At 64.6% G+C, this 12119-nt stretch carries 12 protein-coding genes; 8 read left to right on the plus strand and 4 right to left on the minus strand.

Translation table 11 applies throughout. The features are described 5' to 3' along the window. Nucleotides 1–190: 190 nt before the first annotated feature. From JWQ24_RS04750 to JWQ24_RS04785, 8 genes are all read left to right on the plus strand, one after another. Nucleotides 191–1090, plus strand: a complete 900-nt coding sequence (locus JWQ24_RS04750) for a bile acid:sodium symporter family protein (RefSeq protein WP_299805006.1) — start codon at nt 191–193, stop codon at nt 1088–1090. Further along, nucleotides 1087–2055, plus strand: coding sequence for an SDR family oxidoreductase (locus JWQ24_RS04755; protein WP_299805008.1), 969 nt, complete (start codon nt 1087–1089; stop codon nt 2053–2055). The genes JWQ24_RS04750 and JWQ24_RS04755 overlap by 4 nt, the downstream gene beginning before the upstream one ends. Further along, complete coding sequence (locus JWQ24_RS04760) at nt 2052–3329, plus strand: NAD(P)-binding domain-containing protein (RefSeq protein WP_299805011.1); 1278 nt, start codon at nt 2052–2054, stop codon at nt 3327–3329. Before JWQ24_RS04755 ends, JWQ24_RS04760 begins: the two co-directional genes overlap by 4 nt. Before the next feature lie 50 nt (nt 3330–3379). Further along, entirely contained in the window at nt 3380–4054 is a 675-nt protein-coding gene (locus tag JWQ24_RS04765) for a dienelactone hydrolase family protein (protein WP_299805013.1), read from the plus strand. Nucleotides 4055–4068: 14 nt separating this feature from the next. Further along, entirely contained in the window at nt 4069–4554 is a 486-nt protein-coding gene (locus tag JWQ24_RS04770) for a GNAT family N-acetyltransferase (protein ID WP_299805015.1), read from the plus strand. A gap of 54 nt (nt 4555–4608) precedes the next feature. Beyond that, on the plus strand, nt 4609–5121 hold the full coding sequence (locus JWQ24_RS04775) for a GNAT family N-acetyltransferase (protein ID WP_299805018.1): 513 nt from the start codon (nt 4609–4611) through the stop codon (nt 5119–5121). 197 nt (nt 5122–5318) lie between these two features. Further along, nucleotides 5319–7478 carry an anthranilate synthase component I gene (locus JWQ24_RS04780; RefSeq protein ID WP_299805020.1) on the plus strand — a complete coding sequence of 720 codons (2160 nt, stop codon included), beginning with the start codon at nt 5319–5321 and terminating at the stop codon, nt 7476–7478. A 129-nt stretch (nt 7479–7607) separates the two neighbouring features. Further along, the gene (locus JWQ24_RS04785) at nt 7608–8153 is read left to right on the plus strand and encodes an adenine phosphoribosyltransferase (RefSeq protein ID WP_299805023.1); all 546 of its coding nucleotides are present in this window, start codon (nt 7608–7610) and stop codon (nt 8151–8153) included. A gap of 160 nt (nt 8154–8313) precedes the next feature. Here the strand turns inward: JWQ24_RS04785 and JWQ24_RS04790 are convergent, their stop codons facing one another. The 4 genes from JWQ24_RS04790 to JWQ24_RS04805 all read right to left on the minus strand — a co-directional run bounded on the left by JWQ24_RS04790 (nt 8314) and on the right by JWQ24_RS04805 (nt 11960). Beyond that, complete coding sequence (locus tag JWQ24_RS04790) at nt 8314–8982, minus strand: hypothetical protein (protein WP_299805026.1); 669 nt, start codon at nt 8980–8982, stop codon at nt 8314–8316. A 220-nt stretch (nt 8983–9202) separates the two neighbouring features. Continuing rightward, nucleotides 9203–9952: a hypothetical protein gene (locus JWQ24_RS04795; RefSeq protein ID WP_299805028.1), complete on the minus strand. Its 750-nt coding sequence runs from the start codon at nt 9950–9952 to the stop codon at nt 9203–9205. Between the two features lie 168 nt (nt 9953–10120). Continuing rightward, on the minus strand, nt 10121–11263 hold the full coding sequence (locus JWQ24_RS04800; protein WP_299805030.1) for a M48 family metallopeptidase: 1143 nt from the start codon (nt 11261–11263) through the stop codon (nt 10121–10123). 136 nt (nt 11264–11399) lie between these two features. Continuing rightward, entirely contained in the window at nt 11400–11960 is a 561-nt protein-coding gene (locus JWQ24_RS04805; RefSeq protein WP_299805032.1) for a LemA family protein, read from the minus strand. Between the last annotated feature and the right edge of the window lie 159 nt (nt 11961–12119).

The following is a 12119-nucleotide window of genomic DNA, read 5'->3' on the forward strand; positions in this document are numbered from 1 at the left end:
GCAAACATGCTTCGGAAAGGGCCCCTGACGGGGCCCTTTTTCGTTTCCATGCGTGCGCGTGCAAACGATTGCCTGTCCCGCACCGGTTGAATATGATTCCCGCAAATGCGGGAGATGTGCTCGGTGAGCTTCAACGACATCCGCGCTCATCGGGGGGAATATGCCGGGCGCGGGGATCGACGAAATTCTCTTGAACATCAGTCCGGGCGGCCAGATGGCGCTTGGAATCGTGCTGGCGCTGATCATGTACGGCGTCGCGCTCGATCTTCGGGTCGCCGATTTCGTGGACGTATTCCGGCGTCCTGCGGCGCCGCTCGCCGGCCTCGCCGCGCAATTGCTGCTGCTGCCGGCCGTCACCTTCGCGATCACGATGCTGCTCAAGCCGCAACCCTCCATCGCGCTCGGCATGATGGTGGTGGCGGCCTGTCCCGGCGGCAATATCTCCAATCTCATCACCCATATGGCGCGCGGCAACACCGCTCTGTCGGTGTCGATGACCGGGGTCTCCAGCCTGCTCGCGGTGATCACCACGCCGCTGAACATTCTGTTCTGGGCCGGGCTCAATCCGCACACCGCGGCCCTGCTGCGGCAGGTCAGTGTCGATCCCGCTTCCTTCCTCGGATCGACCTTGCTGTTGCTCGGCGTGCCGATGGTCGCCGGCCTGCTCACCGTGCGCTATTTGCCGGCGCTGGCGGAGCGACTGCGCCGGCCGCTGCAGATCCTCTCGTTCGTGTTCCTGATCGGATTCATCCTCGCCGCGACGGTCACCAACTGGCGCTATATCTCGGTGTTCTCGACCGCCGTGCTGCCCTTCGTCGTACTGCATAACGCGATTGCGGTGGCGCTCGGGTGGGGCGTCGCGCGCGTGCTGCGGCTCAGCGACTACGACACCCGCGCGCTGACCATCGAGGTCAGCATGCACAATTCCGGGCTGGGGTTGGCGCTGATCCTGACGCAGTTCGATGGCCTCGGCGGCGCGGCGCTGGTCGCCGCCGGCTGGGGCGTCTGGCATCTGGTGTCCGGCTGGGCGCTGGCGGCCTGGTGGAAACGCCGCGATCCGCATCCGGTTCGCGCAGATGGTGCAGCATGAACGAGACGATGACGAATGGCGGCGTGCTGATCACGGGAGCCGCGGGCTTCATCGGCAGCGCGCTGCTGCGCGAACTCGCCGGCGGCCATGACGGGCCGGTCACCGCGCTCGATTTGCGCGAAGTCCCGGCGGCGCAGCGTTTGGCCGGCGTGGCCTATGAGCATGGCGACATCCGCGATCCCGCTTTGCAGGGCGTCATCGCCCGCGTGAAGCCGCGCACGGTCGTGCATCTGGCCTCCGTCGTTGCGGTCGGCGGTGACGACAGGCGCGACTACGAGATCGATGTGCTCGGCACGCGCAATGTGCTGGAGGCCTGTCTGGCGGCCGGTGTCGGCCATCTGATCGTGACCTCCAGCGGGGCGGCCTATGGCTATCACGCCGACAATCCGGTCCCGCTGCGGGAAAGCGATCCGCTGCGCGGCAACGAGGATTTTCCCTATGCGCGCAACAAGCGCGAGGTCGAGGAGATGCTGGCGCGTTGGCGCGTTGATCACCCGCAACTGCTGCAGACCGTGTTCCGGCCGTGCACGGTGCTGGGGCCGACCACCCGCAACCAGATCACCGCGTTGTTCGAGCGCGGGGTCGTGACCGGCCTCAGCGGCACCGCGACGCCGTTCTCGCTGATCGCCGATTCCGACGTGGTCGCAGCATTGGCGCAGGCCGTGCGCGGCGGCAAAGCCGGCATCTACAATCTGGCCGGGGACGGTACGCTGAGCCTGCGCGAGATCGCGCAGCTCAACGGCAAGCCCTTTGTGCCGATTCCGCCTGCGCTGATGAAAAGCGCGCTGTGGCTGCTGCATGCGTTGGGGCTGACCAGGCTGACACCGCAAAACGTCAAGTTCATCCAGTATCGCCCCGTGCTCGATAACGCCCGGCTCAAATCCGAATTCGGCTATGCGCCGAAGCTCGATGCCCGCGCCGTGTTTACGCGCTATCGGGACGGCCGGCCGGAGCGGACGTCATGACTTATCTCGTTATCGGTGCAGGCCCCGCAGGTCTTGCCGCCATCCAGAGCCTGAAGTCCGCAGGCCTTGCCGTGCAAGCCGTCGAGCAGAACGCCGATGTCGGCGGGCAATGGCTGTATGGCGCTCAGCCCAGCGCGGTCTATGCCTCGACCCACCTGATCTCGTCGAAGCGCACCACGGCCTTCGCGGACTTCCCGATGCCGGAGGACTGGCCGCACTATCCCGGTCATCGCCAGGTGCTCGAATATCTGCGGAGCTACGCCCGGCACTTCGATCTCTATCCGCTGATCCGCTTCAACACCGGTGTGCGATCCCTTGTGCGGCAGGGAGCGGGATGGCGCGCCAGCTTCAGCGACGGCACGGCGTCCGATTATGCCGGCGTCATCATCGCCAACGGCCATCTCAGCGATCCCCTGATCCCGAAGACATCCGGCGTCTTCGACGGGCCGGTGATGCACGCCAAGGACTACAAGACCGCCGATATCTTTGCCGGCAAGCGCGTGCTGGTGGTCGGCATGGGCAATACCGGCTGCGATATCGTCGTCGATGCCGTGCACCGCGCCGACAAGGTGCTGTGGAGCGTGCGCGGCGGCAATCATTTCGTGCCGAAGTTTCTGGCCGGCAAGCCGGCCGACGAAGGCAATCACAGACCGAAGCGTTTCATCATTCCGAAGAACCTGCGCTCGCGCCTGCACGAGCCGATTTTGCGTTTCATCGTCGGCGCGCCGGAGCGGTTTGGTCTGCCGAAGCCGCGGCACCGGCTCTATGACCGCACGCCGATCGTCAATTCGCTGGTGCTGCAGCATCTCGGGCAGGGCGATGTCGGCCTGCGCAAGCCGGTCCGCGAATTCAACGGCAAGTCCGTGGTGTTCGAGGACGGCCGCTCGGATGAGGTCGATCTGGTGCTGCTCGCGACCGGCTACCGGATCACATTTCCGTTCCTCGAAGATCTCCGTGCGCTGGACTGGCAGGAGACGGCCGGTGCGCCCAGGCTGTTCATGAACATGTTCCCGTCCGGGGATAACGGCCTGTACGTGGCCGGGCTGCTCGAAGGCGCGGGCGTCGGCTGGGAGGGGCGTGCGCTGCAGGCCCGCGTGATTGCGGCCTATCTGACGGCGCGCCATGCGCGGCCGGAGGCAGCCGCCGCGTGGCGTCGCGAGGCTGCGCAGTGGTTCGCGCAGCCGCCGCGGCAGGGCGGCGGCGAGCACGGATTGTTTGTCGATTTTCTGACCTACAAGCGCGACCTCCAGCAGGCGTTGACCCGGTTGAGTTGACAGCAGGCGGTCTGTAGGTTGCCCCCAACAGCATTCCAGCGGAGGATTCCATGGGCACCCACATCAGCTTCAAACGGCCGGACGGCAAGGATGCCGCGGGCTATCTCGCCAATACCGCAACCGGCAACGCGCCGGGCGTGATCGTGATCCAGGAATGGTGGGGCCTGTCGGAGCAGATCAAGGGCCTCGCCGACCGCTTCGCGCTGGCCGGCTTCGACGCGCTGGCGCCCGATCTTTATGACGGCGTGGTGGTGCCCTATCACGACACGGACGCCGCGGCGAAAGAGATGAACTCGCTGGATTTCATGGACGCCACCACCCAGACGGTGCGCGGCGCCGCGCAATATCTCGCCCGCAATGGCGCCAAGGTCGGTCTCACCGGCTTCTGCATGGGTGGCGCGGTGTCGATCATAGGCGCCTGCAAGATCCCTGAACTCGGCGCTGCCGTGGCGTTCTACGGCATCCCGCCGGAAGGCGCCGCCAAGCCTGCCGACGTCAAGATCCCGCTGCAGGGCCATTTCGCCAACCGCGACGACTGGTGCACCCCGGCTGTGGTCGATGCGTTCGAGGCCGGCCTGAAGGCCGCTGGTAAACCGGCCGAATTCTTCCGCTATGAGGCCGACCACGCTTTCGTCAACGAACAGCGCGCCAGCGTGCACGACCGCGAAGCCGCCGAACTGGCCTGGGGCCGGGCGACGGCGTTCTTCCGGAAGCATCTGGGATAGGTCCCTTTGATCGCATGCTGATCCGCAAAGCACGAAGCGATGAGGCCGCAGTGATATGCGATGTCCTGCGCCGCTCCATTGCCGAGCTTTGCGGCACCGATCATCATGACGACCCTGCGATTCTGCGAAGCTGGCTCGTCAACAAGACCCCGAAGATCGTGGAGGGCTGGATCGCGGAGCCCGATAACAGCCTTCTCGTCGCCGTGGAGGGCGAGACTGTGCTCGCGGTCGGCGCGGTGAGGACCGACGGCGAGATCACCCTCAACTATGTGTCGCCCGATGCGCGGTTCAAAGGCGTCAGCCGGGCGTTGCTGGCGCAGCTCGAGGTGACTGCACGGGAGCAGGGCAACGACGTCTGTCATCTGATCAGTACCGAGACTGCCCACCGCTTCTATCTGTCATGCGGCTACGAAGACTGCGGTGTACCGCAGGGCAAGTTCGGTACGACGTCCTCCTATCCGATGCTAAAGCGACTCGCCGGCGAATCCCGCGGGCCATGACGCGCGGCCTCGTGGCAGCTTGATGCGATCACCGCGACCCTGTAGGTCGGGCTGATGACAGCCGACTTCACCGTTTCCGATCTCCGCCAGTGCCCGGACTTCTTCGACACCGTCGCCGATCGTATCTGGCAGGCGTGGTGGGAACCGAAGGGCGTGCCGCTCGCTTATATCGCGGGCCGGTTGACTGAAAATCTGAACGCCGACCCGCTTCCGATCGCGCTGGTCGCGCATGATGGCCCGACCTTCCTGGGAACGTCGTCGGTCATCGCCTCCGATCTGGAGGATTTGCCACAATACACGCCTTGGGTGGCAGCGGTCTGGGTCGATCCGGAACACCGGAAGCGCCAGATCGGACGCACCCTTGTAGCTCGGGCAGCGCAGGACGTGTTCGCGCTCGGGATCGACCGCGTTTACCTCTGCGCGCCAAAACTGCGCCGGAATTTCTATCTCCGGCAGGGCTGGGTGCCGATCGAAGAAGATGTGGGCGATCGCAGTGTGACGGTGTTCGTGCTGGAGCAGGGCTGCGGCGCCTCCGGTGCCGCGCAGAATCCGCCAAAGCTCCCTTGACCTTCCCCTCCCGGCATGGCTCATTCCCCCCATGAACGCAGCCCTCCGCAACACCCGACTCTGGTGGCGCACCTCCTGACCGAGGTGGCTGTGCGATTTTTCGTGTTTTGATCGTCAAAGGCCGCCCTCGCAGTGCGACGGCCTTTGTTCGTTTGTCCTGTGTGGCGCGCCTCTCCCGGATTTTGTAAGAGGACACCATGAACAGGACGGTTTTTTCGCTTCCCGCCGAAACTGCCTATCAAACCCGCGGCGGTCTTGCCGTGATGCGCCATGCCGCCGCCTTTACCGGCGGCGCCGCGCTCGACGATTTGATCGAGCTGCTCGACCGCCGCCGTGGCGTGGTGCTGTCGTCCGGCACCACGGTGCCCGGCCGCTATGAGAGCTTCGACCTCGGCTTTGCCGATCCGCCGCTGCTGCTGGAAACCACCGGGCCGGAATTCGCGCTGACTGCGCTGAATGCCCGCGGCGAGGTGCTGATCGCGTTCCTCGGCGATGCGCTGGCGGACGCCTGCGTCGTCATTGATGACCGCTCTGCTACCGCGCTGCGCGGCCACATCGTCCGCGGCGAAGCGCCGGTCGATGAAGACCAGCGCACCCGCCGAGCCTCCGTGATGTCGCTGGTGCGCGAGATGGTGGCGCGGCTGTTCTCGTCGGAAGACCCGATGCTCGGCCTGTTCGGCGCCTTCGCCTATGACCTCGTATTCCAGATTGAGGACCTCAAGCCGAAGCGCGCCCGCGAGGCCGACCAGCGCGATATCGTGTTGTATCTGCCCGATCGCCTGCTGGCCTATGACCGCGCCACCGGCCGCGGCGTCACGCTGAGCTACGACTTCACCTGGAACGGAAAATCCACCGCCGGCCTTTCGCGCGACACGCCGGACAGCGGTTACAACAAGCTGGCCCGCCAGGGCTTTGCCGACCACGCGCCCGGCGACTACCGCAAGACGGTCGAGATCGCACGCGCGGCCTTTGCCCGCGGCGACCTGTTCGAGGCGGTGCCCGGGCAATTGTTCGCGGAGCCCTGTGAGCGCTCGCCGGCTGAAGTGTTCCAGCGGCTCTGCGTCATCAACCCTTCGCCCTACGGCGCGCTGATGAATCTCGGCGACGGCGAATTCCTCGTCGCGGCCTCGCCGGAAATGTTCGTGCGTTCCGACGGCCGCCGCATCGAGACCTGTCCGATCTCCGGCACCATCGCGCGCGGCGTTGACGCCATCGGCGATGCCGAGCAGATTCGCCAGTTGCTGAATTCGGAGAAGGACGAATTCGAGCTCAACATGTGCACCGACGTCGATCGCAACGACAAGGCGCGGGTCTGCGTGCCCGGCTCGATCAAGGTGCTGGCGCGGCGGCAGATCGAGACCTACTCGAAGCTGTTCCACACCGTCGATCATGTTGAGGGCATCCTGCGTCCGGGCTTCGATGCGCTCGATGCCTTCCTGACGCACGCCTGGGCCGTCACCGTCACCGGCGCGCCGAAGAAATGGGCGATGCAGTTCGTCGAGGACAATGAGCGCTCGTCGCGGCGCTGGTACGCCGGCGCGATCGGCGCCGTCACCTTCGACGGCGGCATCAACACCGGGATCACCATCCGCACCATCCGCATGAAGGACGGCCTCGCTGAAGTCCGCGTCGGCGCCACCTTGCTGTTCGATAGCGATCCCGTCGCCGAAGAGGTCGAATGCCAGACCAAGGCTGCGGCCCTGTTCCAGGCGCTGCGCGGCGATGCGCCGAAGCCGCTGTCATCGTTCGCACCAGACGCCTCCGGCTCCGGCAAGAAGGTGCTGCTGATCGACCATGACGACAGTTTCGTCCACATGCTGGCGGACTATTTCCGTCAGGTCGGCGCCACCGTCACGGTGGTGCGCTACGTCCATGCGCAGACCGTGCTGGCGCGTGAAAAATTCGACCTGCTGGTGCTGTCGCCGGGACCCGGCCGCCCGGAAGATTTTGGTATCAAGGGCACCATCGACACCGCGCTGGCGAAGAACATGCCGATCTTCGGCGTCTGCCTCGGCGTGCAGGCGATCGGCGAGTATTTCGGCGGCGTGCTCGGCCAGCTCGCGCAGCCGGCGCATGGCCGGCCGTCGCGCGTGCGCAATCGCGGCGGGCGATTGATGTTCAACCTGCCGAACGAAATCGTCATCGGACGCTATCATTCGCTGTTCGTCGAGCAGGGCAGCATGCCCGACGTACTCGCTGTCACCGCCTCGACCGACGACGGCATTGCGATGGCGATCGAGCACAAGACCCTGCCCATCGGCGGCGTGCAGTTTCACCCGGAATCGCTGATGTCGCTTGGTGGCGACGTCGGCCTGCGCATCGTCGAGAACGCGTTCCGGCTAAAGGCCGTCCACTAACCATGCAGCCGTCATTGCGAGGAGCGAAGCGACGCGGCAATCCAGAGAGCCACACGCACAGTCTGGATTGTTGCGTCACAAGGGCTCCTCGCAATGACGAACACCATCATTTCACCTGAGAAACAAACCATGCCCCCCGAGCTCGAACACGACCTCAAAGCCTCCGTCCGCACCATCAAGGATTATCCGAAGCCGGGTATCCTGTTTCGCGACATCACCACGCTGCTCGGCGACGCGCGCTCGTTTCGCCGTGCGATCGACGAATTGGTGCAGCCCTGGGCCGGGCTGAAGATCGACAAGGTCGCCGGCATGGAGGCCCGCGGCTTCATCATCGGCGGCGCGGTGGCGCACCAGCTTTCGGCAGGCTTCGTGCCGATCCGCAAGAAGGGCAAGCTGCCGCACACCACGGTGAGCATTGCTTATTCGCTGGAATACGGCCTCGACGAGATGGAAGTGCATGCCGACGCCATCAAGCCCGGCGAGCGCGTCATTCTGGTGGATGACCTGATCGCCACCGGCGGCACCGCGGAGGGCGCCTGCAAGCTGATGCGCCAGATCGGCGCCGAAGTGATGGCGGCCTGCTTCATCATCGATCTGCCGGATCTCGGCGGCGCCGCCAAGCTGCGCGCGATGGGTGTTCCGGTGCGCACGCTGATGACGTTCGACGGGCATTGATCGGAACTGTCGTTCCGGGATGCGGCAGACGGCGAAGCCGGATGGCGCAGGTCGGGAACCTCGATATGTTCTGAACAGCTCTGGATCCCCCGCCGCTCCAATTGGAGCGGCTGAGGTTCGCTCGAGCTACGCTCTCGCGCCCCGGAATGACGACCACGCATCACGACCGCTGCAGCAACAACTGCAGCTCGATTTCGCGGAAGCTGAAATAGTTCTTCCGGATCCACTGGTGCAACTCGGTCGTTGAATCCTTCTCGGCGCGCAGATAGCCGGTGAACGAGAAAGTCAGCCGGTCGATATAGGTCTTCAGGAACACCGGCAGCGCCGCGATCTCGATCACGTGGCCTTCCGCCAGCGCGGGCGGGATTTCGCCGCGCAACACGTGCTCGTTGTCGATCGTATAGAGCGCGCGGGCGGGAAACTGGTCCTGCAGCGTCGCATAAGCGCGCAGCGAGGCGCGGTCGGTGTCGCCCATGAACAGCACGATCGGCGCTACGCCGCGCCTTGCTGCTTCCTTGGCGAAGCCGATCTCGGCGGTCATGCGGAAGAATTCGTCGAAGGCGTGGTAGCCGAGGTCGATCACCTTGCCGACGCCGTCATTGACGATCAGCCGGTCCATCAGCTGCATCTTCCCGAAGGTGTCCTCGACGCTGGCGGTCTCCGTCAGCTTCGGCAGGAAATCCAGCAGCGACGGCTCTTTCAGGCTGATGTCGAAGGCGATGACGCCGCCGCGCTGTAACGCCAGAAACTCCGTCAGCAGCCGCGCCGTCAGCGTCTTGCCGACCTGCGGGCGTGTCGAGCAGATGATGTAGACGGGCGTGCGGCGCATGAAGGCAATATATCGGGCGGGGCGGGACGATCGTTCTATTATTTTTCGCTAGGCAATGGCCGTGCGCCTGCTCTCCCCTTTGGGGAGAGGGCTGGGGGGAGGGGGCACAGGCCTATCGATAGGCCCCTCACCCGACCGGCTTCGCTTCGCACGAATGCCGACCTCTCCCCGCCCGGCGAAGCAAAGCTCTGTCGGGCGGGGAGAGGTAAGAACGCGCGCCTTACTTCTCGCCGGGCCGGTTGGGCTTGTCGTTGACGAGGTCGGTCAGCTTGATGCGGTCGAATTCGCTCCAGACATTGGCCAGCCAGTGCCGGACATAGCCGCGCAGCACGAAGGAATAGTTAGCGGCCTCGTCATGCACGCCCTTGTTGGCGACGAACTTCAGGAACGGCACCGACGACACCTCGACCTGCTCATAGGCCATCTCGTTGAGCTTCGGGATGGTGATCTCGACCGCGTCCTTGATGCGGTGGAAATAGGAGTTGTAGGTCGCCTGGTCCCATTCGAAGAAGCTGGTGTTGTTGATGAAGTTCTTCACCAGGAAGTATTTCGCGCCGTTCATGTAGCCGGCGGTCTCGGCGATTTCGTCCAGGGACGCGATCGACGGGCCCAGGATATGGAACACGGCGAAGGTGATCGGGCCGGATTTGGCGGCGTCGAGGAAGCCGATGTCGCGCAGATCGGCCAGCGCCTTGGACATCAGGCCTGCCCGGACATCAATCACGGTGACCGAGGGCGCCGACGAATTGAGCGTATCGAAGATCTTCATCTGGTCGGCCGTGGTCGTCAGGTCGACGATCTCGGTGATGTCCGGATGGAAGCGCTTCAGCGTGCCGCGTGGCGATTCGGTATCGAAGGCGCGGGTCGGCACATTGTTGGCGCTGAAATAATCCAGCACCGTCCGTGACACCGTCGTCTTGCCGACGCCGCCTTTGTCCGCGCCGACCACAATCACTGCTGGCTTCGCCATGGAATTCCTTTGTCGCTTTTTCATTGGAGCATCCGCGCGAGGGAGACTCGCACGCTAAACATTACCCCAAGCCTGCTTTGGGCGCGAACATGGCAGAAACAAGGGAGATTTCAATTGCCGGATCGAACAGGTCCACGGGATTCACGCGCATGGCAGGGCTGACCAGCCTCACGCATGCCGGCCCCACGGTCCTTGCGGCGTTCCCGCCGCGGCGTCGTCCCACGGCCCCGAACGCGGCGGCAGCGGCGCGCTGTCGTCCGGGAGCGACGGCGGGCCTGGCTCTGCCGGCAGCGCCATGTGGCCGGGATCGTGGCCGCCGGCGAACTGCACCAGGGCTGCAACCCGGGCATCCACGGAAGGATGCGTCGCGAACAGATCCGCAAAGCCCTCGCGGGGATTGTCGATGCACATTTCCATCACCGCCGAGGTGGCGCCCGGCAATTCGCCGCGGCCCTCGATCTTGCGCAAGGCGGTGATCATCGCATCCGGGTTCTTGGTCAGTTCGACCGAGCCGGCATCCGCAAGGAATTCGCGCGAACGCGACAGCGCCAGCCGCACCACCAGCGACAGCGCCCAGGCCAGCGCGATCAACGCCACCGCCACGATGACCACGATCACCGCGCCGCCGCCGGAACCCTTGTTGTTGTCCGACGAGGATGATGACGAAGAAGAGGACGACGACCGCGAGCGGCCGCCGAAATTCATCCCGGAATTGATGAACAGCCGGAAGAACAGTTCGGCGGTGAAGCCGACCACCCCGGCGATAATAACCGCGACCACCATCAGCTGCACGTCGCCGTTGCGGATATGGGTCAGCTCGTGGCCGAGCACGGCTTCCATCTCGTCGTCGTCGAGCGCGTGCAGCAGCCCGGTGGTGACGGTGATGGAATATTGCCTGGAGTTGAGGCCGGTGGCGAAGGCGTTGAGCGCATCGTCCTCCATGATCTTCAGCCGGGGCATGGCGATGCCGCGGGAGATGCACAGGTTCTCCAGCAGATTATACAGCCGAGGCTGTTGTTGCCTTGTCACGCTCTCGCCGCCGGTGATGGCGTCGATCATGTTTTGGTGGAAGAAATAGGCGATCGCGATCCACGCCGCAGCGGCCAGCGTGGCGATCGGCAGCGCCTTGACGAGGTCGGCCGTCGCCGCCTTGAAATAATAGGTGACGCTGCCATCGCTGTTGAGCAGCACCTCCGCGATCAGCGCGCCGGCAAACACCATCACATAGATCAGCAGGAACAGCCCGCCGAGCAGCAGCATCGAGCGCGTCTTGTTCGAGGTGATGTGGGTGTAGAGCCCGTAGGCGGCCATCAAAGACTCCTCGTCATTCCGGGATGCACTTCAGTCGGCGAAGCCGGCTGCAGTGCAGAACCGGAACTCCGAGATGTTCAGCCAGCTCGGGGTTCCGGGTTCGCTCGGGCTGCGCCCTCGCGCCCCGGAACGACAGCTAGAACTTCACCTGCGGCACTTGCTCGACTTCGGCCCGCGCGGTGCCGAGATCGAAAAATTCCTTGCGGGTGAAGCCGAACGTGCCGGCGAACAAGGCTGCGGGCATCTGCTGGATGCCGGTGTTGTATTCCGAAACCGCGTTGTTGAAGAAGCGACGGCTGGCGGCAATCTTGTTCTCGATATCCGAGAGCTCGCTTTGCAGCTGCTGGAAGTTGGCGTTGGCCTTGAGGTCCGGATAGGCCTCGGACAGCGCGAACAACTTGCCGAGTGCGCCGGAGAGCAGGTTTTCCGCTGCGCCGACCTGCGCCGGTCCCTGTGCGGTCATCGCCGAATTGCGCGCCTTGATGACGTCGTCGAGCGTGCCGCGCTCATGCGCCGCATAGCCCTTCACCGTCTCGATCAGATTCGGGATCAGATCATGGCGCTGCTTCAGCTGCACGTCGACATCGGCAAAGGACTGATCGACCCGCTGCCGCAGCGCGACCAGCCGGTTGTAGGCGGCGAACGCCAGGAACACGAGCACGACGATAACGCCGAGAAAAATCCAGCCGGACGACATAGGCAATTCCCCCAAAGACCCTCGATGCCTCACCCTAGCCGGAAATCGGCGCACAGGGCAGGGGCCGCAGAGCAGGTTGCGACAGGGATGGGTCGTCGCGGGAGGGGAAGAAGTTCACGGCGTACCGTAGATCTCCGTCCTCATTCTGAGGAGCCGTAT

The sequence above is a fragment of the Tardiphaga sp. genome (genome assembly GCF_028290495.1).
Taxonomy (GTDB): domain Bacteria; phylum Pseudomonadota; class Alphaproteobacteria; order Rhizobiales; family Xanthobacteraceae; genus Tardiphaga.

Excerpts from the sequence above, each read along its gene's own strand:
- JWQ24_RS04755 (WP_299805008.1), top strand. The coding sequence starts at position 1,087 with ATGAACGAGACGATGACGAATGGCGGCGTGCTGATCACGGGAGCCGCG.
- JWQ24_RS04760 (WP_299805011.1), top strand. The coding sequence starts at position 2,052 with ATGACTTATCTCGTTATCGGTGCAGGCCCCGCAGGTCTTGCCGCCATC.
- JWQ24_RS04765 (WP_299805013.1), top strand. The coding sequence starts at position 3,380 with ATGGGCACCCACATCAGCTTCAAACGGCCGGACGGCAAGGATGCCGCG.
- JWQ24_RS04770 (WP_299805015.1), top strand. The coding sequence starts at position 4,069 with ATGCTGATCCGCAAAGCACGAAGCGATGAGGCCGCAGTGATATGCGAT.
- JWQ24_RS04775 (WP_299805018.1), top strand. The coding sequence starts at position 4,609 with ATGACAGCCGACTTCACCGTTTCCGATCTCCGCCAGTGCCCGGACTTC.
- JWQ24_RS04780 (WP_299805020.1), top strand. The coding sequence starts at position 5,319 with ATGAACAGGACGGTTTTTTCGCTTCCCGCCGAAACTGCCTATCAAACC.
- JWQ24_RS04785 (WP_299805023.1), top strand. The coding sequence starts at position 7,608 with ATGCCCCCCGAGCTCGAACACGACCTCAAAGCCTCCGTCCGCACCATC.
- JWQ24_RS04790 (WP_299805026.1), bottom strand. The coding sequence starts at position 8,982 with ATGCGCCGCACGCCCGTCTACATCATCTGCTCGACACGCCCGCAGGTC.
- JWQ24_RS04795 (WP_299805028.1), bottom strand. The coding sequence starts at position 9,952 with ATGGCGAAGCCAGCAGTGATTGTGGTCGGCGCGGACAAAGGCGGCGTC.
- JWQ24_RS04800 (WP_299805030.1), bottom strand. The coding sequence starts at position 11,263 with ATGGCCGCCTACGGGCTCTACACCCACATCACCTCGAACAAGACGCGC.
- JWQ24_RS04805 (WP_299805032.1), bottom strand. The coding sequence starts at position 11,960 with ATGTCGTCCGGCTGGATTTTTCTCGGCGTTATCGTCGTGCTCGTGTTC.